This window comes from Helicobacter sp. WB40 (assembly GCF_027859275.1).
Lineage (GTDB): Bacteria > Campylobacterota > Campylobacteria > Campylobacterales > Helicobacteraceae > Helicobacter_D > Helicobacter_D ibis.
In genome coordinates this window covers 88,068-113,001 of the sequence record NZ_JAQHXS010000004.1, presented here as the reverse complement: position 1 = coordinate 113,001, position 24,934 = coordinate 88,068, and the positions used below count along the sequence as shown (strand labels likewise).

Here is a 24,934-nt window from a genome sequence, read left to right as displayed (position 1 = left end):
CCGCTCTTTTATAAAAATTTCAAAAGTCGGTGATAAGTATCTGTATCCACTTCATGAGGTCTTGAATTTATCGGTATATTTAGTTTCTGCAAAATATCCTTAGCATTTTTATAAGTTTTGCTAAGGTTGTTTAACAATGTCTTTCTTGGGCTAGTAAAAGCAATTTTTAGCATTGCTTCTAGCTTGTCTAAAGATTCATAATTTTTTGTCTTTTGTATTAAAAATACTGCTGAAGTTACTTTAGGTGGAGGGCTAAATGCCTCTTTTGGAACAGAGAATAAATAACTGGCCACTCCTACACTTTGCGTCAAAATACTCAATGCTCCAAAACTAGAGCCAAATACATCAGCACAAAATTTCTCTGCAACTTCCTTTTGTGTCATAACAACACAGCCCTTACAAAAAGGATCTTTTAACACCTTTACAATAAGTAAAGTAGCAATATAATAAGGAAGATTCGAAACCAAAAAATATTTCTCGTTTTCTAAAGTCTCCCCTTTCCAATACTCAAGTATATCTCCTAGCTTTAGCTGCAATTGCTTTGATTTTAGAGCATCACTAAAACGCCTCTGCAAATGCGGCACAAGCTCCATATCGACCTCATACGCAGTGATACTTCCTAAGCTTAATAGCTTATTTGTTAAATCACCTAAGCCAGCCCCAATTTCTAATATTTTATATTGTCTCACATCTTTGGGAATGGATTGGATAATCTGTGTTAAAATAATTTCATCTTGCAAGAAGTTTTGCCCAAAACGCTTCTTAGCTACTACATTTGCACCTATGATAACCCTTAGATTCTAAAATTATTCAATTATATCACAAATATTTCCACTTTTTGTGATACATATCTTTTCGCTACTAAATTTATCAAAAATCTCTAAAATTACATTTTCTTTTGGACGAGAAATACCAACATTAGCAATCTTGCACACTAAAAACCCAAAATCATCAAACAAGATTCTATTGCTCTCCCCACAGCCACCGCTTATTTTTATATCAACAATCCCATATCTACTAGAAATAGCCAAACTTCCATCTCTTAGAGCATTAGCAAACTTTGAATTATTATAATTATAAACACTTAAATATTTTGAATCTATCGGACTTCTAGCTATTTCAAAAGAATCCATAGGTCTATCATCAAAATTCTTTGTCTTAGAATCTCTGGCACTATCACTAAAGATAGAATAACTCCAGCCAATATCTTTTAATTTATTAAATTGAATCCTATAAAAACTTTGTTTATATTTTTTCATTTCTTCACTACAAAAATCACTTTTGCAAAACTTATATTGTGTAATTTCCTTGCTATTTTGCAATGCCAAATATTTTGTGTATTGTATATGTTTTACTATCTGATTTTTTGCTAGGTGCAGTTTTGAATGAGGATATAAAACATAACCAATAGATGCTAAGATTCCAACAATAACAATAAAAAGCAGAATCTCAAATAAGCTAAATGCCCTATTCCACATAGAATCTAACTATTTCTTTATTGTGGTATATAATTGGCACTGGTCTAAAGTTCTCCTTTTTTATATAGCTAAGCTCTCTATCTCCTCTATCTATCCCATAGAATCTAAGTCTTTCTTGCAAAGGCACATCTGTCTTTACACTATAGATTCCTCGAATCTTCAAACTCTCGCTTAATTCCTTTGCTATATAGTGTCTAAGTGCGAAATTATCACTATAAGGCATTACCAAAAACAATAGCTTAGATACAAAAATACTAGAAGTAAAAATTATAAGCACAATAAAAGACACAACAAATGGAATCTTATATCTAGCTCTAAATTGTGGCAACCTAACTCTAAGCCCAGATAAAAATAGTAACACCATAAAAGGCAAGAAACACAAAAGCAATGGAGCATAATTTTGCGTATCTATCTTTTGTCTTAATGATACAAATAATATAAACAAAAGTGCGACAATAGCGATATAAAATCCAAGTGGTTTTTCTTTTTTATTTGCGAATCTATAAAGGCTATATAAAAAATACACAAAAATAAGTGGAGAAAAAATAAGCATCAAATGCCCCATAGTATCAGCAAAATATCCTCTAGGATACCCACCAATATCAATCCCAAAAATATAAGAATTAACCCCAAAGCCAATAAGTGAGACAAAAATCAATATAGTATTTTTATTGCTAATACCATAAAAAATCAAAGCCAAAAAAATAATAGAAAAACTCTCATCTAAGAACATTAAAAATACAAGTAGCCAATATGGAATCTTGTTATATCTTTGATACAAAAAACACAACAAAAGAGTAAAAAAAATCGTAATATTTACTTCTAACACAAGCAATGCCCCAGCATTAATGCCGGGCAAAAGCATAAACAAAATAGTGCAAAATAGCGAATCTTTATCGTTTTTCAAATTGCTTCTAGCATATAAAAACATAAGCACTATATTAAATATGTGTAATATTAAAAAAAAGATTCTAAGCCCAAAGTCATTTTGACCAAACAAATACACGCCAAAACGCGATAAATACGCACTTAGTGTAGTGCCATTAAAAAATGCTAAAGTTTCATGGTAGCTTATGCTTAAATTTGACCAAAACCAGCAAAGCAAAGCAACATGCAATAAAATAGCCAAAAAAAGATAACTAGAAACTCTCACTAAACTCATAGCCATTTATTCTTAGTTTATTTCTTATTAATTCTTGGTGTTCTTTGCCTTTTGTATCTAGCATAATGCTGACGCTTGCATCGCCATAAGAAGTAGAGATTCTATCAAAGTCAATCTTTACAATATTCGCCCCCAAACTTGATAGCAAATTGCTAAGTTCTTGCAAACTTCCGGGCTTATCAATTAAAGTTACACTAAACCTCATCTTTCTATGAGCTCTAACTAAGCCCTTTTCTATAATCACACCAAGCATTGTTACATCTATGTTTCCACCACTTAGCACAAGTCCTATATTTTCGTTTTTAGATATTTGAAACTTATTGTGCAAAAGTGCAGCTACGACACTAGCCCCGGCACCCTCGACTACTAGCTTTTGTTTTTCTAGCAAAAATAATATCGCCTCTGCTATTTCATAATCATCTACCATTACAATTTCATCAACACATTCTAAAATGTATCCAAAATTCTTTTCATTAACATTCTTAACAGCGATTCCATCAGCTATCGTCCGCACTGAATCTATGCGTTCTATTTCTTTTTTTAAAAACGAATGATACATAGCAGCAGCACCTTGAGCTACGACGCCTACTATTTTTGTATTAGGAATCATTTGCTTATACACAGCACCAATACCGCTTATAAGTCCACCACCACCTATTGGCACTACTATTGTATTTAGGTTATTTTCCGCTTCTATCATCTCTAAGGCTATCGTTCCTTGACCGGCTATTACCTCATCATCGGCAAATGGGTGGATAAAACATAAATTATTTTCTTTGGCATATTCTAGTGCATACGCATAAGATTCATCATAATTATTCCCCTTAAGTATCGCTTCTGCACCAAGCTCTTTTACGCCCATTACCTTTAAAAGTGGGGTAGATTCTGGCATCACAATTACTGCTTTAATACCAAAATGCTTTGCACTATATGCAACACCTTGCGCATGATTCCCAGCACTTGCTGCAATTACTCCTCGATTTTTTTCATCATCACTTAGAGTTGCTATTTTGTTAAATGCTCCCCTAAGCTTAAAAGAGCCTGTATTTTGGAGATTTTCTTGTTTTACATATACATTTGCCTCTCTTTTAGCACTAAGTCTTGGTGCAAAAGCTAACTTTGTGTTTTGCACCACTCCATTTAGCCTCCTTGAAGCGTCCATTATCTTTGATAGAGCAATCATCTAAAAAGCCTTTTGTGTTCTAGTTTTATACATAAATTTTCAACATAAAATATATCACTATTTTCTAATAACTCTTTTGATTCTTTAGATTCTATGCCTAGTTGCACCCACATGCACTTTGGCTTATTTTTTAAAGCTAATACCTCTTGTGCAATTCCAAAAATAGCCTCACTTTTTCTAAAAACATTTAAAATATCAATCCTTACATCAATTTCTTGTAGGCTTTTATATGTTTTAATCCCTAATATCTCATCATATTTTGGGTGTATTGGTATTATGTTATAGCCATTATTTAACAAATACTCCCCAACCATGTAGCTTGGTTTATTTATATCATTGCTAAGCCCTAAAATTGCTATATTTTTACTTGCTTGCAGAATCTCTTTTATCATTTTTTCTCTTTCATGTATTTGCTTAATTTTAACGCAAAAAATGATAAAATCACCAAATTACAACAAAGGTAGGCAAATGTTTGAAAGAATTGATTCAATATTAAGAGAAATAGAAGAAGCACAAGCTGAAATAAAACTACTGCTAAATATGGCAAAAATTTCATTCGTTGATTTTATAATGATAAAAAGAGGCTCACAAGATATGCCAGAAGGCTTAGGGGAATGGAATTTTCAACAAATAGACAATGAAGTAAGAAGATTAAAAGAAGCTATTGATACTTTAAACAAAATAAAAAAAGAAGTCCTAACTTGGTAAGTTTAGGTTTCTCTATTTAGATAGCTCTTTTAATTTATCCATTACTTCTTGTGCATGACCATTTACCTTTACATTTTTCCAAATATACTCTATCTTGCCGCTAGGGCTTATAATATATGTGCTTCTTAGCACTCCATAATACTCTTTGCCATATAGCTTTTTTAATCCCCAAGCATTATATGATTCTAAGACTTCTTTATTTGAATCGCTCAAAAGTGTGAAGTTTAATGAATCTTTTTCTATAAAGCTTTTATGACTTTTTATACTATCTGGGCTAACTCCAATTATAGTTGCCCCAAGAGAAGAGATTATCTTCATATTATCCCTAAAATCACACGCCTCTTGTGTGCAACCTTTAGTTTTATCTTTAGGATAAAAATAAAGCACAACAAAACTTCCAACATAATCTTTTAATGACACTTCTATTCCATCTTGATTTTGAAGCCTAAAATTTGGTGCTATATCACCTATTTTTAATTCCATTTTTACTCCTTTTTGAGAGATAATTTTTACATATTTTAGGGTAATATTACAAATTTATAATTTTTGGAGATAACAATGAGCACAATAGTAACTAGATTCCCGCCTTCACCTACTGGATTTTTACACATAGGAGGCTTAAGAACAGCACTTTTTAGCTATCTATATGCTAGAGCAAATAATGGCAAATTCCTATTAAGAATCGAAGATACAGACCAAGCAAGAAACTCAAAAGAAGCAACAGATGCAATTATAGAAGCATTTAAGTGGGTTGGAATGGACTATGATGGCGAGGTTGTATATCAAAGTCAAAGATATGATCTATATTCACAATATGTTCAAAAGTTACTAGAAAGTGGCAAAGCATATTATTGCTATATGAGCAAAGAAGAATTAGACCAATTACGAGAATCTCAAAGGCAAAGAGGCGAAACTCCAAAATACGATAATAGATACAGAGATTACAAAGGTACTCCACCTAAAGATATAAAGCCCGTAGTAAGGATAAAAGCACCACTAGAGGGAGAAATATCATTTTATGATGGAATAAAAGGAGATATGAATATAAATGCAAAAGAACTAGATGACTTCATCATTGCAAGAAGCGATGGAAGCCCAACTTATAACTTTTGTGCAGCCATAGATGATGCACTAATGGGGGTAACAGACATAATAAGAGGCGATGACCACCTAAGCAACACTCCAAAACAAATCATAGTATATGAAGCACTAGGATTTAAAGTGCCTAAATTCTACCATGTGCCTATGATACTAAACCCACAAGGGCACAAACTAAGCAAAAGAGATGGCGCTACTAATGTTATGGATTATAAAGATATGGGATACCTTCCACACGCACTCTTAAACTTCCTAATAAGGCTTGGCTGGAGTCATGGAGACCAAGAAATATTTAGCATTGATGAAATGCTAAGACTATTTAATCCAAAAGACATAAACACTGCTCCATCAGCATACAACCAAGAAAAGCTTTTATGGCTAAATAGTCAATACATAAACAAACTAAGCAATAATGAGATAAATGAACTCTTGCCAAATTATGGAGCAACAATTCCAAGCAAAGAAATACAAGACATACTTTACTCTGAAGCAAAAGAGAGGTCAAATACTCTAGTAGAGTTTGCTAACATAATAAATGAATGTCTAAATGATGAGATAAACTTTGATTCTAAAATGAAAGAAAAAATTAAAAATGATGAAAATATTCATATACTAAAAGAATTTCTAACATACACAAACACAATGACAAAGCCAAAAACCATACAAGATTCAGAAAACGAAATAAATGCTTTTGCAGATTTTCAAGGCATTAAAGCAAAAAGTCTATTTATGCCATTAAGATATGCTTTACTTGGCAAGAGCGGTGGTGTTGGCGTTGCAGTGTTATTAAGCATATTAGAAAAAGATCAAATACAACTAAGATTACAAAACGCAATTAATAGCCTATGCTAAGAGGACAATATTTTGCACTAAACTTAACAATACTAATATTAGTTGCAATAAACTTAAGAGCACCGATAACTTCAATAGGACCAATTGCAGAGATAGTTCAAAAATACTATCAAATAAGCTCATCTGAAGTTGGACTTTTAACATCGCTACCGCTTATGGCTTTTGGTATATTTTCTTTCTTTGCTATGTATTTACAAACAAGTCTTGCATTGTTTTTAGCATTAATATCAATGTTAATAGGCGAGATTCTAAGAAGCTATGGCTCACATTTCTTGCCAAACAATAGTGCATTATTTCTAGGCACTATAATAATAGGCTTTGGAATTGCAATAGGAAATGTGGTTTTGCCCATTTTTGTAAAATCAAAATTCAAAAAAAATCTATCAAAAATAATGAGTCTATATAGTCTCATTATAAACTCATCTGGTTTTTTAGGAATCTTAGTTGCCCTTCCACTAGTATTAATGTTACCAATCCCACATGCTCTTGCTACATGGACTATACTAGCCTTTATAGCATTGATTGCTTTCTTGCCATACACAAAGAATAAAAGATTATTCAAAAAGCGTAAAAGAATACAAAAGTCACAAAATTTATTTTTCTCAAAGACTGCATGGAGTGTTACTATTTTTATGGGATTCCAATGCTCTATTGCATATTGCTTGCTTGCGTGGTTTCCTACATTTATAGTAGAGAAAGGATATAGTTTGCAATATGCTTCAAACATTACTTTATTTATGCAACTAATCTCACTTCCAGCCTCTTTTATATGCCCCATACTTTTAACTAGATTCAAAGGCAAAAAAGAAGCATTATATATAGCTTGTTTATGTATATTATATTTTCTAGGATTCATATCTCTTTATTATGCAAAAGAACCTTTAGAGATATTCATATCTACATCGATAATAGCCATTCCATTTGGTGGAGTATTTGGGATTGTATTATTGTTTATCTCACAAAAAGCAATCCAAGTATCAACCGCCTCAAAGCTATCGGCTATGGCGCAAGGTATAGGATATATAATAGGTGCTATTGGACCATATCTAATAGGCAAGATTCATGATATAACTTTTAGATATGATTATGGGATATTGCTACTAGCATTATATGCTTTATTTTTACTAATTGTAGCCAGTCTTTCATATAGGGCAAAGCCTATTTAGACTTTAATAGCTTTCTTGTAATTGCGTGTGTCTTTAACCAATCTTGCAAAGGCAATAGAGGGTATCCAGCCATTTTGCTAAATGGCTTGACATCTTTTGTAATACCACTCTTTGCACCAATTTGAGAAAACTCTCCGATATGCAAATGCCCCACACTACCAGCCTGACCGCCAAGCACTACATTTCTTCCCGTGCTAGTAGAACCTGATAGTCCAACTTGAGATACAATAATACTATATTCTCCAAGCACACAATTATGTGCTATTTGAACTAGATTATCTATCTTTACACCTTTTTTGATTCTAGTCTCACCAAAAACTGCCCTATCTACTGATACATTAGAACCTATCTCTACATCATCTTCTATTATTACTACACCATTATGATATATCTTTATATGCTCCCCACTAGCAGTATGTGCATAGCCAAACCCATCTCCACCAATTACACTATTTGCATGAATTGCTACACTAGAGCATATTTTTGTATCATTGTATATACATACATTTGGATAGATAATGCAGTTATCGCCTATCTCTACATTTTCTCCTATTACAACACCAGACATAATTAGAGTATTATCCCCTATTTTGCTTCCATTGCCTATTGTTACATTATTCTTAATTACTGCACTTGTGCTAATGCTAGGACTTATAGTGCTAGAAAATAGTGGCTTTGCAAATAACTTTGTCAAATACGCCATTATTAAATATGGGTTCTTACTTATTACAACTATCCTATTCTTTGGCAAGATTTCTTTATGAATCTCCCTTGCTATTATCATACTTGCATTTGTATTTTGTATATCGATTATATATTTATCTTTTTCTAGGAATGTAATATAGCCACTCTGTGCTAGTTTTGGAGATTCAATCCCTAAAATCTCAAAATCATCACAAAATCCATCTCCAACCTCAACTCCATCTATCTTATCTGCTAAAAATTCCAAAACTTCCTTTAATTTCATAAGTATCTCCCTAATTAGCCTCTATTGATAAAATTCCACTTCTTGTTATATCTCTAGGAGAAAATGATTTTATAGCTTGTAATAAATTATTAATCCTAGAACTCGTATCATACGCCATAAACACGGCAAATTTCTCATTTACTTCCAAAAGCCTACCACCATATCCACTAAATATCGCACTTAATTCATTTAGAGATTCTTTTATATCAAACTTTATAAGTATCGCCTCTAGCCCACAAAAATCACTCTCATAGACCTTAAGCACTGGTATTAATTTGTTTAGTTGCTTTAATATTTGTTCTAATACTTTATTGTCGCCCTTAGTAGTTATAGTAATTTTAGAGAATTTGCTATCAAGCATTGGGGCTACATTTAATGCCTCTATATTATACCCACGCCCAGCAAATAGCCCACTAATGCGCGATAGAACCCCATGTTCATTTAGCACTATTATAGTTATTGTTTTTTGGCAATCCATAACTACTCCTTAGATTCAAGTATCATATTAAACAAAGCTCCACCCGTAGGCACCATAGGAAGCACATTCTCCATTCTATCTATCCTTACATCTAGCAATGCAACTTTGTTTTGTGATATTGCATCTTTTAATGCTTTCTCAAAAGAATCTTTATCCTCACATACATAACCCACACCGCCAAAAGATTCCACAAGTTTTACAAAATCAGGTTGTATTTCTAAATTAGTATTAGAAAACCTCTCATCATAAAAGAAGCTCTGCCACTGACGCACCATTCCTAAGTAATTATTATTAAGCACGATATTTATAACAGGGATATTTTCTACCACACAAGTTAAAAGCTCTTGAATATTCATAAGTATAGAACCATCGCCACTTATGTTTATAGAAATTTTACTAGGATTTGCACACTTAGCCCCCATAGCAGCTGGCAGACCAAACCCCATAGTCCCTAAACCTCCACTAGTTATAAACTCTCTAGGAGATGAGAATGGATAAAATTGAGCGCACCACATTTGGTGTTGCCCCACATCTGTGGAGATAAAGGCATTTTTGCTTACAATTTCTCCAACTTTTTGTATTACCCATTGTGGTTTTAATACTTCATTGGAATCTTTAAAGCTTAAAGGGTGAAGTGCATTGTATTTCTTTAGGCTATCTCTCCATGTTTTATGAATCTCACAATTATAATTATCTTTTAGCAACTCTACAATCTCACAAACAACACTAGAAACATCGCCAACAATAGGATAATCAACTTGAACAATCTTTGAGATAGAGCTTGGGTCTATATCAATGTGAATAATATCTGCCCCTTTAGCAAACTCGCTTAATTTACCAGTAACCCTATCGTCAAATCTAGCACCAAGTGCGATTAACAAATCAGCCTCACTCATAGCCATATTAGCAACATAGCTACCATGCATTCCAACCATTCCTAGAAGATTCTCACAATCACTTCCTAACACGCCTCTTGCCATTAATGTCTCAATAGCCGGAATCTTTGTAATCTCACATAACTTTAGTATAGAATCTCTAGCATTTGATGAGATACTTCCACCACCTATGTATAAAAGCGGTCTTTTAGATTCCTTTATAGCAGTAGCTGCTTTTTGAATCTGTCTTGCATTTCCTTTATATGTCGGCTTATAAGTCTCTAGGCTAATGGTTTGTGGATAATCAAACTCACCAATAGTTGCACTAATATCTTTTGGTAAATCTATATGCACAGGTCCCGGTCGCCCACTTCTAGCAATAAAGAATGCCTCTTTTAAGATTCTAGGAAGACTTTGTATATCTTTTACTAGATAATTATGTTTTGTGCATGGACGCGAGATTCCTACTGCATCTATTTCTTGGAATGCGTCTGTGCCAATTAGTGTTGTAGGGACTTGTCCGCTAATTATTACAAGAGGGATTGAATCCATATAAGCAGTAGCAATACCAGTAACAGCATTTGTAAATCCCGGACCGCTTGTAACAATTGCAACCCCAACTTCCCCGCTTGCCCTTGCATATCCATCTGCTGCATGAACTGCTGCTTGTTCGTGTCGCACTAAAACATGCCTAAAAAAATCTTGTTTATAAATTTCATCATAAATATTTAAAGCAGCACCACCGGGATAACCAAATACTACCTTTACACCTTCATTTTTTAATGCGTGCATTAGCATTAGTGAGCCATTTAACTCCATAAAAACAACCTTGATTATTTTTTATAATTTTATACAAACAATCTTTAAGATATTGTATATCCCTAATTTCATGCGTATAGTGTAAGCTAACACGCAAAAATCCGGGCTTACTACTAAATGTATCATTATCTCTAAACCCCAATAAATCATGCCCATAAGGTCCAGCACATGCACAACCAGCACGAAGCAAGATTCCATTATCTTTGTATAAAATACTTGCTATCTCGTATGGATTTTTATTTTTTATATTAAACGAAAATATAGATAATGCATTATGCTCTAAATTTCCGTAACTTATCACTCTTTTATCATCAAAAAAATCCAAAAATTCTAAATGTGCTTGATTCTTTTTCTCTGCTATATATTCTAATCCTATTTCATCTCTTAACGAATATGCTAAAGATGCACGAATAAGCTCTAAAATACCGGGAGTCCCAGCTTCTTCTCGAATCTCTTCTTGCGAGAAATAATTCTGTGTGCTTCTAGATACATAGCCAACAACCCCACCTCCACAAAAGCTAGGCGATATACTCTTATCAACAAGCTCCTTTTTGATAATCAAAATCCCACTTCCTCCAATACCACCTAATAGCTTATGTGATGAGATAAATGCGACATCATAAATCTCACAAGGTATATTAAAATAAGCAGAAGTGCTAGCCATATCAAAGCAAACTATCCCACCATAACTTCGAACCAACCTAGAAATATCAAAAAATGGCACAACAATACCGCTTACATTTGAGCCAAGCGAGAATGACGCAATAATTTCCCTACCTCTATTTTCTTGTAACACAGATTCTAAGTGCGATAAATCAACAAGCCCAGAATCTGTAAGCTTAATCCTTACAACATCGCAGATCCCTTCTCTAAAGCTAACTTCATTACTATGATGCTCATAAGGTCCAACTATAACTAATGGCTTATTTTTAATGCTATTTTTATCTATTGCTAATCTTTTTATTAACTTAGGTGGCGCATAAATCCCTAGTAATTCTTGGAATTTCTTTATAGCTGAAGTTGCACCAAACCCGCATGAAATTAAAGCAAAGCTTGAATCTAGCCTAAATCTTTCTTTTAAATTTTCTCTAGCTTTATTGTATATATTTGTAATTATTGAATCCTCGCTAGAGTGCGTATTAGAATAATATGGGAGTATTCGTTGAATCTTATTTTCTATATCTCTTAGCCCAAGCCCACTGCCTGTCCAATCAAAGTAATGAAAGCTAGAATCTAAGATTATATTCTCTCTTAAAGTATCTATGTTTTGTAAAACATCTTCAAAAAATCTATTATGCAAAATAAATCCTAAAGTTTTAGAGTGCATTATACAAAAAGCGTATAAATTTAAGCATTAATATCATATATTCACGCGATTAATTAATTAGGATATATTATGAATCCAAAGCAAAGAATACAAAAATTACAAAGCCTGCTAAAACAAACTAACATAGATGCATATTTAGTGCTAACTTCAGACCCGCATTTAAGCGAGTATACACCACAACACTGGCAGGAGAGAGAATATCTTAGTGGGTTTAGCGGTAGTGCTGGAGTTCTTATAGTAATGCAAGAAAATGCATTTTTATTTACCGATGGCAGATATTTTTTACAAGCAGAAAATGAGCTACAAGGAAGCGACATAAAACTACAAAAAATAATAAACAATAAAGATTCATATCTAAACTGGATTTTAGAAAATCTAAAGCCAGATTCAATAATTGCTACTAATGGGGAAGTCTTGCCATCTTCGCTTGAGAGCGCCCTAAGGCTAAAACTACTTACAAAAAATATAACTCTAAAAACAGACATGAATTTAATTAGCAAAATATGGGAGAATAGACCGCCACTACCGCAAAATATAATCTATGAACACAATAGTAAATACTGCTATAAAACAAGCAAAAAATTAACACTAATAAGAAAAGAAATGCAAAGAGTAAATGCAACGCATCATCTAATATCATCACTAGATGATATAGCATGGATAATGAATCTAAGAGGGAGCGACATACCATACAATCCTCTATTTTTATCATACCTATTGCTAAGCCAAACAGAAATAACACTATTTATAAACAACGATAAATTAATGCCAAAAATAAAATCAAAACTAGAAAAAGACAATGTAAAGATAAAGCCATACGATGAGATTTTCTATACTTTAGATAACTTAAATGGCAATGTGCTACTAGACCCAAGCAAGACAACATCAAAAACAATAAATCATCTAACAAAATGCAAAATAATAGAATCTAAAAATCCAAGCTCGCTTTTAAAAGCTCAAAAGACAAAACTAGAAATAAAGCACATAAAAGACGCTATGATAAGCGATGGAATTGCACTTTGTGAGTTTTTTGCTTGGCTTATTACATCTCTTAAAAAAGAAAAAATAACAGAACTAACAATAGATGAGAAACTACAATACTTCAGAAGTCAAAATGGGCTATACATAACAGATAGCTTCTCTACAATAGCTGGGTTTAATGAAAATGGAGCATTGCCACACTATAAGGCTACAAAACAGCACAATAGCACAATAAGCAGAAATGGGCTTTTACTAATAGATTCAGGTGGGCAATATCAAAATGGCACAACAGATATAACGCGAGTAATACCAATAGGAAAAATAACAAAAAAACAAAAAATCGACTATACGCTTGTGTTAAAAGCAAACATAGCATTAAGCATGGCAGTATTCCCAAAAGACATTTCACTATCAATGCTAGATTCAATAGCTAGAATGCCACTTTGGAAAGAGCATTTAGACTATATGCATGGCACTGGACATGGCGTTGGATACTTCTTAAATGTGCATGAAGGACCACAGAGCATATCATATTATTCATACAACCAACATGCACAAGCAAAAGAAGGCATGTTAACATCAATAGAGCCCGGAATCTACAAAGAAGGAAAATATGGAATAAGACTAGAAAACTTGGTGCTAAACAAATACAGCAAAGATAAAAATTTTCTATGCTTTGAAGTGCTTAGCCTATGTCCTTTTGAACCTAGTTGCATAGTAAAAAGTATGCTAAGTGATGAAGAGAAAAAATGGCTAAATGACTATCACAAACTAGTATATAAAAAACTCTCAAAACACCTAAGCAAAAACGCACTAAAATGGCTAAAGACAAGATGCAAAGCAATATAGATAAATTTGCTATTTTTGGTAAGTTCTTATACAAAAATCCTAAATTCTTGCTACAAGCATACAATCAACAACAATCCAAAAAAGCACTAAAAATAATAGAAAAATATAAGAAAAAATATTACTTCATAGGATACATAAAGTATGAATTTTATAAATATTTAGATAGTAAAGATTATACAAGCAGTGAGCCTTGCTTGGTTTTTTACGCCTTTAAAGATAGAGAAAAATACAAAAAAGAAGAATGCACCTTTGAATTTTGCCCAATTTTTACCAAACACATATTAAAAGGTAACTACAAAGATAATTTTAATAGCATAAAAAATAGCATTGCAAAAGGACAATGCTATGAAGCAAATTTAAGCGATGAGATACACTTTATCTCAAACCTAAATGGATATGAGATATTTAACTCTCTACACACAAGGCAAGATACACCATATAAAGCATATATAAGCACTGATTTTGAAGAAATAATTTCATTCTCTCCAGAGAGATTCTTCAAAATTAAAAACAACAAAATAACCACAAAACCAATGAAAGGCACAATCAAAAAAGGAAGCACAAAAAAAGAAGATAAAGACTTAAAAAATTTCCTAAAAACAGATACCAAAAGCATGAGCGAAAATGTAATGATTGTGGATTTATTAAGAAATGATATTTCAAAAATAATAAAAGCAAACTCGCTAAAAGCAAAACTCTTTCAGATTAAAAGCTATCCAACGCTACACCAGATGATATCAACAATAAGCGGGGAATTAAAGAATAATATAAATCTCTACAAAATATTAAAAGCGCTCTTCCCATGTGGCTCAATCACAGGAGCACCAAAAATAGAAACAATAAAACTCTTAGAATCTTTAGAAAAGCGAGAAAGAGGGATATATTGTGGTTCTGTTGGATTTATACATGGTGATGTTATGGACTTTAGTGTAGCAATAAGGACAATTTATAAAAACAACTCTACAGACTATATTTATGGCACTGGGAGCGGACTAGTATGGGATTCAAAACTAGATGATGAATTAAAAGAATTGGAACTAAAAAGCAAAATATTGCAAAATGATTTTTATTTATTTGAGAGCATGTTTTATAAAAATGGCGAAGTTTTGTTTTTTAAAGAGCATTTAGAAAGACTATTAAACTCTGCAAAATTTTTTAACTTCAATACAGAAAAGATTCTAAAAGCCTTTAGCACCACACTAAACTTCACGCTAAAAATAGCAGAATCATTTAAAGACATACACGACTTTGACCAAAAAGCATTTAGTAAAAAATATTTTTTCTCACCTCTAAATTCAGATAGCGGAACAAAATGCTTAAAATTAAAGCTATACAAAAATGGAGAATATGAGCTATTAGCAACGCCATTGCAAGAATCTAAGAACAATAAACTACTAATCTCAAAGACAACCATAAAGCCAAACTTCTTGCTAAATCACAAAACTTCACTAAGAGAGCACTACAAACAAGCTACACAACTATGGCAAGATAACACATGCTATGATGTTATATTTTTTGATGATTGTGGTCTTTTAAGTGAGGGTGCAAGAAGCAACATAATAATAAAGCTAGATAACAAATTAATAACCCCAAAAACAAACAATGCACTAAATGGAATTTATAGACAAAAACTCTTGCAATATGATCTAATAAAAGAGCAAAATATAGACAAAACAATGCTACAAAATGCAGATGAAATATATGCGATAAACTCGCTAAGAGGCTTAAAAAGGGTGGTTTTATGAAAGTTTTAATAATTGATAATTACGATTCATTTACATATACGATTGCCTACTATCTAAAAGAGCTAAATGTAAAATACAAAGTAATAAAAAATGATAAATATAAAAATGTAAAAAAGCTAGAAAAATACAATTTCACACATCTAATAATATCTCCCGGACCAAACTCTCCAAAAGAATCAAAGCTAAGCATGGACGCTATCAAATACTTTGCAAAAACAAAAAAGATTCTTGGAATCTGTCTAGGACATCAATGTATTGCCGAAGTTTTTGGTAGCAAGGTAGAACAACTATCAACCCCCATACATGGCAAAGTAAGACAAATACACTTTAAAGATAGCAAGATATTTAAAGGACTAAAAAACAACTTCAATGTATGCTTATATCACTCATTGCATGTGAGCAAAATAAGTAAGGAGTGCAAAATACTAGCACAAAGTGAAGATTCAATAATCATGGCACTAAAACATAAAAAATATAAAGTGTATGGGATTCAATTCCACCCAGAATCTGTGCTAAGCCAAAATGGAAAAAAGATTCTAAAAAACTTCTGCTATAAAATATAACATTTAATTCCTATGCTACTGCAAGGAGAAGCTCTCTCCATTGCATATTAAAATTTCTCTAAAATCTCATTAAATGTCTTGCTAGGTCGCATTATTGCATTACACTTATCATCATCAAGCTTATAATACCCGCCTAAATTGACGGCTACACCTTGGGCGTCTATATACTCTTTATATATTTTTTCTTCATTGCTTTCTAATTCTTTTGAAATCTCACTAAAAAACTCCGCTAGATTTTTATCTTCATTTTGTTCTGATAGCGATTTTGCAAAATACATAGCCACATAAAAATGGCTAGTTCTATTATCATCTTCTTTTGTTTTTCTTGATGGTGCTTTGTTATTATCTAAATACTTACCTATTGCATAATCAAGGCTTGTAGCAAGTATTTTGGCTTTTTTATTATGCGTTTTTTGCGAGAGGAATTCTAAGCTTGCCTGCAAAGCTAGAAACTCTCCTAAACTATCCCATCTTAAGTGATTTTCAGAGATTAGTTGTTCTACCTGCTTTGGCGCACTACCACCAGCACCAGTCTCAAACATCGCACCACCATTTAGCATAGGCACGATCGATAGCATTTTTGCACTTGTGCCAAGCTCCAAAATAGGAAACAAATCAGTCAAATAATCCCTTAGAACATTTCCAGTAATTGAGATACAATCCCTCCCAGCACGAATCTCGCCTAGAGATTCCAAACAAGCCTCTTTTGGTGCTAGAATCTTTAGCTTATCACTTAGACTAATACCTTTACTAGCTAGTCTATCTTTTACAATATCTATCATTATTTTATTGCTTGGACGCTTCTCATCTAGCCAAAATATAGCCTTAGCCCCGCTAAGTTCTGCCCTCTCTAATCCTAAGTCAATCCAATTTAACACAGCATCATTTTTAGCTTCATTAGCTCTATAAATATCTCCCTTTTTCACACTATGAGATATTAACACTTCCCCATTAGCTATTATTCTAAACTCTCCATCTTCTGGTGCTACAAATGTCTTATCATGTGAGCCATATTCTTGAGCCTTTTTTGCCATTAGGCCGACATTTGAGACGCTTCCTAATTTGCTTGGGTTAAGAGTGCCATTTTTTCTTAAATCCTCAATTACCGCTTCATATATCGTAGCATATGTTTTATCTGGTATTAGTGCATTTGTATCTTGCTCTTTACCATTCTTATCCCATAATCTAGCACCATTTTTTAGCATTGCTGGCATTGATGCATCGACTATTACATCACTAGGGACATGCAAATTGCTAATGCCTTTATCAGAATTAACCATAGACAATGGGGCGCTATTTTTCAAAATCTCGTTGTATTTATTTAATATCTTATCCTTTAGGCTAGAAGATTCTATCTTGCTTAAAAGTTCTGCAACGCCATTATTTACACTTACTCCAAGAGATTCTAATTCATCTTTAAACTCCAAAAACAAATCTTTAAAATAAGCTTTTATTGCATAGCCGAAAATAATTGGATCGCTAACCTTCATCATCGTAGCTTTTAAGTGTAGGGATAGAAGGATATTTTCATCTTTGCACACTTGAATTTGCTCTTCATAAAATTTAAAAAGCTTCTCAACGCTCATAAATGTGGAATCTAACACCTCATCTTTTTCTAACTTCCACTTGTCTTTTAGAATTTGAATCCCTGTGCTACCTACAAACTCGATTCTAGCCTCGCAGTTATCCTTTATCAACACTGCTTTTTCATTGTCAAAAAAATCTCCACTAGCCATGTAAGAGATTCTACTTTTAGAATCTTTATTAAACTCAACTACTCTATATGGATTTTTCTTAGCATACTCTTTGACTGCCTTTGTGCATCTTCTATCAGAATTCCCCGCCCTAAGAACTGGATTAACCGCACTACCTAATACTTTTTGATATTTTGCTTTAATCTCTTCTTCTTCTTTATTGCTAGGATTATCAGGGTAGCTTGGAATCTTAAATCCCTTTTCTTGCAGTTCTTTAATGGTGGCTTTTAGTTGAGGGATTGACGCAGAAATATTTGGTGTTTTTATCAAATTTGCCTCTGGCTTTTGCACTAGCTCACCCAAATATGCTAACTCATCTTTAAAGTCCAAAAAAGAAGCCATAACTCTAGCACTAAGTGATATATCAGAGCTTTCGACTTCTATATCTGCTTTTTTCAAAAATGCTCTTATTATTGGCAGAAATGAATATGTCGCCAATGCTGGAGATTCATCAGTTAGAGTGTAAGTGATTTTCATACGCTATCCTTTTGTGAGTGTTTTAAAGAGTATAGCAAGAATCTAGAATCTTTATGCAGTTTTACAATTATTTTTTAACTTTTTAGTTGTGGTTGTTACTAATTATATACTTGGCATATCTATTAATTCTGTATTTATATTGATGTGTGGCTCTCTTACATCAAGTGCAATATCTTCAAACTTAGAAAATCTCTTATGAAACTGAAGCTTAATTGTCCCAGTTGGTCCATTTCTTTGTTTGCCTATTATTATTTCTGCTTCTTCGTTATCTTGTATTTGCTCTTGTTGCACTGCTTTTGCCTTTTCAAACTCTCCTGCTTTCTTTAGTGCTTCTTCTCTTTCTTTTGCGTCTTTTGCTTTATATACTGCCTCTCTATAAACAAACAAAATAATATCTGCATCTTGCTCTATTGCTCCAGATTCTCTCAAATCCGATAGCATAGGTCTCCTATCGCTTCTACTCTCCAAACTTCTATTTAGCTGTGAGAGTGCTATTATAGGCATTTTAAGCTCTCTTGCTAGAGTTTTTAAGCCCCTACTTATATCGCTTACTTGCTGATGCCTATCTTTGTTATCAGAACTTATCATTAACTGGAGATAATCCACAATAGCAATGGAAACTTCTGGGTGCTTAGTTTTCAATCTCTTTAGTTTGCTTTTTAAATCATTTATAGTTAAAGAACTATTGTCATCTATAAATAATGGAGCTTTTGACATTTCATCTGCAGCTTTTGATAGCATTGATAACTCACCATCTTGCAAGTCTCCAATTCTAAGATTCTGCAATGATATTTTTGTCTTTGCTGCTAACATTCTTAGCATTAATTGCTCTGATGGCATCTCAAGCGAGAAAAATGCAACTCCCTTGCCAGTATCCAATGCTCTTTGTGCCATATTTAATACAAGTGTAGTTTTTCCCATGGCAGGTCTTGCGGCTACTATTATTAAATCCCCCTCGCCAAATCCAGTAGTCTGCTTGTTTAAGTCTCTAAATCCAGTATCTATACCTATTAGCGTTAAATTTCCCTTCTTTTTCATATCCTCTATGTAGAGCATTGTTTTTGTAACTACTTCTTGTGCTACTTTAAATTCGCTACTTTCTTTTGTGGTGGTAATATTATAAATTTCACTCTCAAGCATGCCAATAATTTCGCTAGAACTTTTATCAAACATATAATCTTCATTTATCTGTGTCGCTAATTTCATCAGCTTTCTTTTTAAAGAGTATTCTTTTATATTATGAGAATAGGTTTCTATATTTGCAACACCAGTTATGCTTAATACCTCAAGCAAATCAGATTCAGAAAATTTATATGTCTTTGCTTTTTGCAAAATCGCATTATGCTCTATTGGTAGCTCTAAATTTTTTAACTCCAAAATAGCCAAAAAGATTCCACCATTTGGCTTATAAATAAAATCATCTGCACTAATTATCCTCTCTGCTACTTCTATGTGTTCTTCATTATATATCATAGAACGCAACACAATGCGTTCTTCTTGAATCCTATGAACTTCTGACATAATCTATCCTTGTGACTTTTTGGTAAAAATCAAATGAGAAAACACAATAAGAGAGAAAAACGGCACAACAAAATTCAAAAAAGGTATCAAACTAGCACCATATAGTAATCCGCCTAAGATTCTTATGTCTCTTTTGTTATTAGATTCAATTTGTTTTAAATTTGAAACTCCAACAATTATGCTTCCAACATCAAAAACAACACATTTTGTAAAAAACCAATAATTAATAAACAATAACACACAAGCCCCAAGCACTGGGATAAAATATATAGGGATACAAACTAAAAGCACAAACAAATACAAAACATATATCTTTAAAAGACTAAAAATACTAACAAGATTGGAATCTTCAAGTAGCTCTATGCTTCCATAGTGCTTATCTTTAGTATGTTTCACAACCAATGGTGCTAAAAAAGAACAAACAATCAAATTGCTAAACAAAATAAATACAAAAAACAACACAAATAAAAGCAAAAAAATCGTAACTTTAGAAAGCCAATCAAGCACATATTCAAGCCAAGTTAGCCAAGAGCTAGTAAAGCTAACATCAACAAAAGAAAACAAATACACAAATAAATCATAAGAAAAATAATAAAAAATAACTGCCCAAAAAACAAACAAGCACACAATCGGCAAAAAAGTTAGTTTTAGCATATAAGGTGAGAGAAAATCTTTTATGGACTTTATTATCAAATCTTTCACAAAAATTCCTAAGTTTTAATTCAAATTTTTATCATTTGTTTAATAAAGAATAGCTTTTTTAGCCAAGATATAAATAGGCTCATAAGTGATTGTATTTTGTGCTTCTTTTTCTATTTTGTTTAATATTTTCTTTGTAAGTCTAAAGTTATTGCTTAGCGAGTTTGTTCCTGTGTTTTTAAAATGTCTAAAAACTTCTATTGGGTTTTTAAAATGTATTTTTTTCACTTGTGAATAGCATTCTAAAATCCTCCAGCCATCAAGCATTCTCTTATAATCATCAACACAAAAATAACTAAGCCCAACACCACAAATATCTCTTATTTCTTTTAGATTATTTTTTCCAAAGATTCCAAGTAGCAAATAAGAATCTCTACTGCTTATCTTGTTAATTCCTATAAGAATCTCTTTTTGATTCCCCCATTGCAGTGCAGCGTTTGAAACAATAAGATCATATTTATTATCTAAAGATTCTAAGCTATTCATATCTAATAGCCTAAACTCCATATTCAATGAAGAAAGACACTCTCCAAATGGCGCAATATCTATGGCTAGAAATTTTTTGTATCGTATATATTTTGCTATAAGCTGTGATAGCCCTCCACTGCCACAACCAATCTCTAGTACATTTTTAAAATCTATCTTGCATAAACTATGTTTTTTAGCAATTTGTATTAACTCATTTTGCATTTGTATTTGGACAAATGCATTATCTAAATAGCTATCTTTTGAATCTAAAAACTTTCTGGCAATATATTTCATTAAATCTCCAAAGTAAAAAACGCAAAATGCGGAGAATCAATAAAAACAACCCTATCTAAAAGCCCCTCTCTTTCCCAAAACCGCACTTGAGATTCGCTAGAGAAAATCGAATCATCTTTTGAGATATAAACCTTATCCCAAGAAATATATTGTTTTGGGGCTTCTTTATTCTTTATAAAAAATAACAACTCATCTTTTAAGACAGAAATCTCTAAAAACAAAAAATCTTCACTCCTAAACCTCCCAAATAGATTCTTAACAAAACTTTGAAAATCAAAATTTCTATATACCGCTTTAAAGAGATTAGGATTTATCCCATACGCTCTATCTATGCCAAACCCAGTACCATTTACCGCAACTTTTGTCGAATTTTTGACAAAATCTCTTAAAGATTCATATAGCATATAAAAAACCCACACTCCCATAGAAAATGCTACTACTTTATTAACTTGCATATTATTTTCTTGTAATAGCTTTACTAAATTATCACCTTTTAAAGTATTATAGCCATACACAACGACTATATTCTCACCAAAAAATGGCAAAAAATGACTATAATGACTAGCAAATCCACCAAAAATTAATGTTATATCTTTATTATTATTTGATTTATGATAAATATTCATTATCAATCTCTATAATATCTCGAACAAATAACGATAGCTCTTCATATCCAAAGTTAGAGCATAGTGAGATTCTAAGCAAAGCCTTATTTTTTGGTATTGTAGGCTCTTTGATTGCTGGTAGATAATATCCCCTTTCTTCTAGCATTTTTTGAAAATGCACAGCTTTTTTATTCTCTTTTAGAACAATTGATATAATGTTGTAATCTCCCATTATCTCATATGGCAATTGCTTTAGAGAATCTTTGAGATATTTTGAAATATCACTTAAGTGTTCTCTCCTATCTTGCATAGATTCTAGCTTTTTAAAGACAAAATAACTCATAGCAACGCTAAGAGGCGGCAATGCGGTTGAATATATAAGACTTCTTGCTTTGTTTATAAAATAATCTCTAAACTCACCATAGCATAACACACAAGCCCCAAAGCTGGAAATAGCCTTACCAAATGTTAAGATTAAAATATCAATCTCATCTAAAAGCTTATAATAGTGTGATAATCCAAGCCCACTTCTCCCAACTATGCCTATACTATGTGCCTCATCTATATAAAGATACATATTTTTGTATTTTTTCTTTAAGCTAACTAGCTCTTGTAGCTTTGCAAAATCACCCTCCATGCTAAATAGCCCCTCGCTTACCACAAAGACTGCTTCATATTTGCTGCTATCTTGCAAGATTATCTCTAAAGATTCCATATCATTATGCAAATATCTCTTAAAATTGGTTTTTTTGAACCCCTTTAATCCATCAATAACACTTGCATGGATACTCTTATCCACCACAAATAAGACATTATCCAAGCTTGCCAAAGCACTAACAATTCCAACATTTGCATGGTATCCGCTATTAAAAAGCAGAGATTCTTTGTTAAAAACTTCAGACAAATATTCCTCAAACTCAAAAAACACACTAAAGCTACCACTCAAACTACGCGATGAGGAACTGCTAAAATGCAAATTATCAGAAAATAACTTCGAATCTAAAAACTCATCTACAAAATCATTTGCACATAGATAGTTATTACTAGCTAAGTTTAGGAGCTTTTTATTGTTTTTGTAGATATGCTTACCATTGTGAATCTGAACAAATAGCTCCCTAAAGTTAGATTCTTGTTTTAAAGATTCTAATATCTTACTTATTTGCTGCATTTAACACTATTTATAAACTCTGCAAACTCTCTAAAAATGGCTGTAGATTCTAATGGACCAGGACCTGCTTCTGGATGGTGTTGCAGTGAATATATAGGATAGTCCTTATACTTTAGCCCTTCAATAGTGTTATCAAACAAATTAACATGAGTTATATCTGCAATTTTTACTATATCATCTGGCACAGAATAGTTATGATTTTGTGCAGTTATTTCAATTTTATTTGTTAGTGTATTTTTTACTGGGTGATTCCCACCATGATGACCAAAAGGTAGTTTATATGTAGGATATCCCATTGCTAAAGATATAAGCTGATGACCTAAACATATAGCAAAAATAGGAATTTTTGCTTCAATTAGACTAGATATTTCTGCCACTTCAGAACTTAGCACTTGAGGGTCTCCCGGACCATTTGATAAAAATATAGCATCAAACTCGCTATTTTTATACCCCTCTATAAGCTTACTAGCCTTTGTAGTATTTGGCACTACTGATACGCTAAATCCAGCATTTACCAATTGTTGAAGAATGCTTCTTTTAATACCAAAATCAATTGCTACTATTTTTTTAGAAGTATTTGGGGTTTCATATGCCATAGTATTAAAGTCAAATTTCCCAAAATAATAATTATAAGCTTCCTTTGTGCTTACCTCTTCTATATAGTTTATATCTTCTATTCTCTTAGACTTTGATAGCATTTCTTTTAACTCATCTTTAGAAGATATTTCGCTTGAAGCTATCATCATCATAGAACCATTTGTCCTTATACTCTTAGTAAGCTTCCTAGTATCAATGCCACAAATCCCCATGCAATTATTTGCCCTCAAAAACTCACCAAAGCTAAAATCCGCTCTAAAATTTGAAAAAAACTCATTATAGTTTCTACAAATAATTCCTTTTGCGTAAATCTTGACATATTCCATATCTTGATTATTAGCGCCAACGATACCTATCTCTGGCATTGTTAGACACACAAACTGCCCTGCATAGCTAGGATCACTTGATATTTCTTGATAACCACTAAGAGAAGTGTTAAAAACTATTTCTCCAACATAGCTTCCACTAGCACCAAAACTCCTAGCTTCGTAAAAATCGCCATTTTCTAAATATATCCACGCCTTTTGTAATTCTTGCATTATAAAAAGCCTTTCTTTTTTAGCTCTTCTTCATAGAGCTTATCAAATATTAAGTCAAACTCCTCGCTTCCAAAGACTATTTTTCTTTTATAGTTACTAATTTTGTCATAAATTGAATCTTCTATCTCACTATATGCCTTTGAGTAGCTATTTATAGCTTTAAAAATTATATTTTTCACCATTACTTCAGATACAGAAAAATCTATTAAATCTTCATCTAAAAGTTCTTGCATAATATTATGTGATAACTTATTGTATCTATCTTCAAAATTTAGTTCAAAATCCGATTCTTGTGCAATATGTCTTTTAACTTTCCAAAACAATTGATGTTCATCAGCTTGCATAAATTCTATTTCTTCTGAATTTTCCTCTACTATTTCTCTTGCTTTTTCTTCGATTTTTAATTCTTCTTGTATATTCTTAGTCAAAAGCTCACTAGCTACCTTTACAATACCATCCAAACCATGTAATAAGCTCACAAAATTACAATTTGCCAAATCAATAGCTATTTTATTTCCAATATAAGGTGCATGAGATACTTTAAATTTCATTGTTATACCT

At 32.4% G+C, this 24,934-nt stretch carries 24 protein-coding genes; 6 read left to right on the top strand and 18 right to left on the bottom strand.

The window, feature by feature from the left end; all coding sequences use genetic code 11:
• Positions 1–8: 8 nt before the first annotated feature.
• The 5 genes from rsmA to PF022_RS04180 form a co-directional block, all read right to left on the bottom strand.
• Complete coding sequence (gene rsmA, locus PF022_RS04200) at positions 9–740, bottom strand: 16S rRNA (adenine(1518)-N(6)/adenine(1519)-N(6))-dimethyltransferase RsmA (protein ID WP_320415072.1); 732 nt, start codon at positions 738–740, stop codon at positions 9–11.
• Between the two features lie 66 nt (positions 741–806).
• On the bottom strand, positions 807–1,478 hold the full coding sequence (locus tag PF022_RS04195; protein ID WP_271022885.1) for a pilus assembly FimT family protein: 672 nt from the start codon (positions 1,476–1,478) through the stop codon (positions 807–809).
• On the bottom strand, positions 1,468–2,640 hold the full coding sequence (locus PF022_RS04190; protein ID WP_271022884.1) for a hypothetical protein: 1,173 nt from the start codon (positions 2,638–2,640) through the stop codon (positions 1,468–1,470). The genes PF022_RS04195 and PF022_RS04190 overlap by 11 nt, the downstream gene beginning before the upstream one ends.
• On the bottom strand, positions 2,618–3,823 hold the full coding sequence (ilvA, locus tag PF022_RS04185; RefSeq protein ID WP_271021630.1) for a threonine ammonia-lyase: 1,206 nt from the start codon (positions 3,821–3,823) through the stop codon (positions 2,618–2,620). The genes PF022_RS04190 and ilvA overlap by 23 nt, the downstream gene beginning before the upstream one ends.
• Positions 3,820–4,215, bottom strand: a complete 396-nt coding sequence (locus tag PF022_RS04180; protein WP_271021629.1) for a CoA-binding protein — start codon at positions 4,213–4,215, stop codon at positions 3,820–3,822. Before PF022_RS04180 ends, ilvA begins: the two co-directional genes overlap by 4 nt.
• 76 nt (positions 4,216–4,291) lie before the next feature.
• Here PF022_RS04180 and PF022_RS04175 point away from each other — a divergent pair, with 76 nt between their 5' ends.
• Entirely contained in the window at positions 4,292–4,531 is a 240-nt protein-coding gene (locus tag PF022_RS04175) for a DUF2443 domain-containing protein (RefSeq protein WP_271021628.1), read from the top strand.
• A 12-nt stretch (positions 4,532–4,543) separates the two neighbouring features.
• Here the strand turns inward: PF022_RS04175 and bcp are convergent, their stop codons facing one another.
• A complete protein-coding gene (gene bcp / locus PF022_RS04170; RefSeq protein WP_271021627.1) occupies positions 4,544–5,014 on the bottom strand; it encodes a thioredoxin-dependent thiol peroxidase in 471 nt (156 codons plus the stop codon).
• A gap of 75 nt (positions 5,015–5,089) precedes the next feature.
• On the opposite strand from bcp, the gene gltX reads away from it, so the two are divergent.
• Both gltX and PF022_RS04160 read left to right on the top strand, forming a co-directional pair.
• On the top strand, positions 5,090–6,481 hold the full coding sequence (gltX, locus tag PF022_RS04165) for a glutamate--tRNA ligase (protein ID WP_271021626.1): 1,392 nt from the start codon (positions 5,090–5,092) through the stop codon (positions 6,479–6,481).
• Entirely contained in the window at positions 6,475–7,647 is a 1,173-nt protein-coding gene (locus tag PF022_RS04160; RefSeq protein ID WP_271021625.1) for an MFS transporter, read from the top strand. Before gltX ends, PF022_RS04160 begins: the two co-directional genes overlap by 7 nt.
• Here the strand turns inward: PF022_RS04160 and lpxD are convergent.
• From lpxD to PF022_RS04140, 4 genes are read right to left on the bottom strand one after another with little or no spacing between them, the layout of a single operon-like run.
• Positions 7,640–8,614, bottom strand: a complete 975-nt coding sequence (lpxD, locus tag PF022_RS04155) for a UDP-3-O-(3-hydroxymyristoyl)glucosamine N-acyltransferase (protein ID WP_271022868.1) — start codon at positions 8,612–8,614, stop codon at positions 7,640–7,642. The genes PF022_RS04160 and lpxD overlap by 8 nt on opposite strands.
• Before the next feature lie 10 nt (positions 8,615–8,624).
• Positions 8,625–9,092 (bottom strand): acetolactate synthase small subunit, encoded by a 468-nt coding sequence (gene ilvN / locus PF022_RS04150; RefSeq protein ID WP_271021623.1) that lies wholly within the window; start codon positions 9,090–9,092, stop codon positions 8,625–8,627.
• Positions 9,093–9,094: 2 nt separating this feature from the next.
• Positions 9,095–10,786: an acetolactate synthase large subunit gene (locus tag PF022_RS04145; RefSeq protein ID WP_271021622.1), complete on the bottom strand. Its 1,692-nt coding sequence runs from the start codon at positions 10,784–10,786 to the stop codon at positions 9,095–9,097.
• Entirely contained in the window at positions 10,740–12,086 is a 1,347-nt protein-coding gene (locus PF022_RS04140) for an aminotransferase class V-fold PLP-dependent enzyme (RefSeq protein ID WP_271022867.1), read from the bottom strand. The genes PF022_RS04145 and PF022_RS04140 overlap by 47 nt, the downstream gene beginning before the upstream one ends.
• A gap of 96 nt (positions 12,087–12,182) precedes the next feature.
• On the opposite strand from PF022_RS04140, the gene PF022_RS04135 reads away from it, so the two are divergent.
• Genes PF022_RS04135 through PF022_RS04125 form a run of 3 tightly spaced genes read left to right on the top strand, consistent with a single transcriptional unit; the run spans position 12,183 to position 16,251 of the window.
• On the top strand, positions 12,183–13,943 hold the full coding sequence (locus PF022_RS04135; RefSeq protein WP_271022865.1) for an aminopeptidase P family protein: 1,761 nt from the start codon (positions 12,183–12,185) through the stop codon (positions 13,941–13,943).
• A complete protein-coding gene (locus PF022_RS04130) occupies positions 13,913–15,688 on the top strand; it encodes a bifunctional anthranilate synthase component I family protein/class IV aminotransferase (RefSeq protein ID WP_271021619.1) in 1,776 nt (591 codons plus the stop codon). The genes PF022_RS04135 and PF022_RS04130 overlap by 31 nt, the downstream gene beginning before the upstream one ends.
• Positions 15,685–16,251 carry an anthranilate synthase component II gene (locus tag PF022_RS04125; RefSeq protein ID WP_271021617.1) on the top strand — a complete coding sequence of 189 codons (567 nt, stop codon included), beginning with the start codon at positions 15,685–15,687 and terminating at the stop codon, positions 16,249–16,251. Before PF022_RS04130 ends, PF022_RS04125 begins: the two co-directional genes overlap by 4 nt.
• 47 nt (positions 16,252–16,298) lie before the next feature.
• On the opposite strand, the gene PF022_RS04120 is transcribed toward PF022_RS04125, so the two are convergent.
• From PF022_RS04120 to PF022_RS04085, 8 genes are all read right to left on the bottom strand, one after another.
• Complete coding sequence (locus tag PF022_RS04120; protein WP_271021616.1) at positions 16,299–18,482, bottom strand: NADP-dependent isocitrate dehydrogenase; 2,184 nt, start codon at positions 18,480–18,482, stop codon at positions 16,299–16,301.
• Between the two features lie 102 nt (positions 18,483–18,584).
• Positions 18,585–20,003 (bottom strand): replicative DNA helicase, encoded by a 1,419-nt coding sequence (locus tag PF022_RS04115; protein WP_271021615.1) that lies wholly within the window; start codon positions 20,001–20,003, stop codon positions 18,585–18,587.
• 3 nt (positions 20,004–20,006) lie between these two features.
• The gene (locus PF022_RS04110; RefSeq protein ID WP_271021613.1) at positions 20,007–20,705 is read right to left on the bottom strand and encodes an EI24 domain-containing protein; all 699 of its coding nucleotides are present in this window, start codon (positions 20,703–20,705) and stop codon (positions 20,007–20,009) included.
• Positions 20,706–20,744: 39 nt separating this feature from the next.
• On the bottom strand, positions 20,745–21,464 hold the full coding sequence (locus tag PF022_RS04105; RefSeq protein WP_271022864.1) for a methyltransferase domain-containing protein: 720 nt from the start codon (positions 21,462–21,464) through the stop codon (positions 20,745–20,747).
• Positions 21,464–22,090, bottom strand: a complete 627-nt coding sequence (locus PF022_RS04100) for a pimeloyl-ACP methyl esterase BioG family protein (RefSeq protein WP_271021611.1) — start codon at positions 22,088–22,090, stop codon at positions 21,464–21,466. Before PF022_RS04100 ends, PF022_RS04105 begins: the two co-directional genes overlap by 1 nt.
• Positions 22,074–23,237 (bottom strand): aminotransferase class I/II-fold pyridoxal phosphate-dependent enzyme, encoded by a 1,164-nt coding sequence (locus PF022_RS04095; RefSeq protein WP_271022863.1) that lies wholly within the window; start codon positions 23,235–23,237, stop codon positions 22,074–22,076. Before PF022_RS04095 ends, PF022_RS04100 begins: the two co-directional genes overlap by 17 nt.
• On the bottom strand, positions 23,225–24,373 hold the full coding sequence (gene carA, locus PF022_RS04090) for a glutamine-hydrolyzing carbamoyl-phosphate synthase small subunit (RefSeq protein ID WP_271022862.1): 1,149 nt from the start codon (positions 24,371–24,373) through the stop codon (positions 23,225–23,227). Before carA ends, PF022_RS04095 begins: the two co-directional genes overlap by 13 nt.
• A complete protein-coding gene (locus PF022_RS04085; protein ID WP_271021608.1) occupies positions 24,373–24,924 on the bottom strand; it encodes a DUF507 family protein in 552 nt (183 codons plus the stop codon). The genes carA and PF022_RS04085 overlap by 1 nt, the downstream gene beginning before the upstream one ends.
• Positions 24,925–24,934 lie beyond the last annotated feature (10 nt).

What these genes read in the sequence shown, in the direction of transcription:
- PF022_RS04120 (WP_271021616.1), bottom strand. Translation starts at nt 18,482, where the DNA reads ATGAAAATCACTTACACTCTAACTGATGAATCTCCAGCATTGGCGACA.
- ilvA (WP_271021630.1), bottom strand. Translation starts at nt 3,823, where the DNA reads ATGATTGCTCTATCAAAGATAATGGACGCTTCAAGGAGGCTAAATGGA.
- PF022_RS04175 (WP_271021628.1), top strand. Translation starts at nt 4,292, where the DNA reads ATGTTTGAAAGAATTGATTCAATATTAAGAGAAATAGAAGAAGCACAA.
- PF022_RS04105 (WP_271022864.1), bottom strand. Translation starts at nt 21,464, where the DNA reads ATGAAATATATTGCCAGAAAGTTTTTAGATTCAAAAGATAGCTATTTA.
- PF022_RS04130 (WP_271021619.1), top strand. Translation starts at nt 13,913, where the DNA reads ATGGCTAAAGACAAGATGCAAAGCAATATAGATAAATTTGCTATTTTT.
- PF022_RS04095 (WP_271022863.1), bottom strand. Translation starts at nt 23,237, where the DNA reads ATGCAGCAAATAAGTAAGATATTAGAATCTTTAAAACAAGAATCTAAC.
- PF022_RS04085 (WP_271021608.1), bottom strand. Translation starts at nt 24,924, where the DNA reads ATGAAATTTAAAGTATCTCATGCACCTTATATTGGAAATAAAATAGCT.
- ilvN (WP_271021623.1), bottom strand. Translation starts at nt 9,092, where the DNA reads ATGGATTGCCAAAAAACAATAACTATAATAGTGCTAAATGAACATGGG.
- PF022_RS04135 (WP_271022865.1), top strand. Translation starts at nt 12,183, where the DNA reads ATGAATCCAAAGCAAAGAATACAAAAATTACAAAGCCTGCTAAAACAA.
- gltX (WP_271021626.1), top strand. Translation starts at nt 5,090, where the DNA reads ATGAGCACAATAGTAACTAGATTCCCGCCTTCACCTACTGGATTTTTA.
- PF022_RS04115 (WP_271021615.1), bottom strand. Translation starts at nt 20,003, where the DNA reads ATGTCAGAAGTTCATAGGATTCAAGAAGAACGCATTGTGTTGCGTTCT.
- carA (WP_271022862.1), bottom strand. Translation starts at nt 24,373, where the DNA reads ATGCAAGAATTACAAAAGGCGTGGATATATTTAGAAAATGGCGATTTT.
- PF022_RS04190 (WP_271022884.1), bottom strand. Translation starts at nt 2,640, where the DNA reads ATGAGTTTAGTGAGAGTTTCTAGTTATCTTTTTTTGGCTATTTTATTG.
- bcp (WP_271021627.1), bottom strand. Translation starts at nt 5,014, where the DNA reads ATGGAATTAAAAATAGGTGATATAGCACCAAATTTTAGGCTTCAAAAT.
- PF022_RS04125 (WP_271021617.1), top strand. Translation starts at nt 15,685, where the DNA reads ATGAAAGTTTTAATAATTGATAATTACGATTCATTTACATATACGATT.
- lpxD (WP_271022868.1), bottom strand. Translation starts at nt 8,614, where the DNA reads ATGAAATTAAAGGAAGTTTTGGAATTTTTAGCAGATAAGATAGATGGA.
- PF022_RS04160 (WP_271021625.1), top strand. Translation starts at nt 6,475, where the DNA reads ATGCTAAGAGGACAATATTTTGCACTAAACTTAACAATACTAATATTA.
- PF022_RS04195 (WP_271022885.1), bottom strand. Translation starts at nt 1,478, where the DNA reads ATGTGGAATAGGGCATTTAGCTTATTTGAGATTCTGCTTTTTATTGTT.
- PF022_RS04145 (WP_271021622.1), bottom strand. Translation starts at nt 10,786, where the DNA reads ATGGAGTTAAATGGCTCACTAATGCTAATGCACGCATTAAAAAATGAA.
- PF022_RS04180 (WP_271021629.1), bottom strand. Translation starts at nt 4,215, where the DNA reads ATGATAAAAGAGATTCTGCAAGCAAGTAAAAATATAGCAATTTTAGGG.
- PF022_RS04100 (WP_271021611.1), bottom strand. Translation starts at nt 22,090, where the DNA reads ATGAATATTTATCATAAATCAAATAATAATAAAGATATAACATTAATT.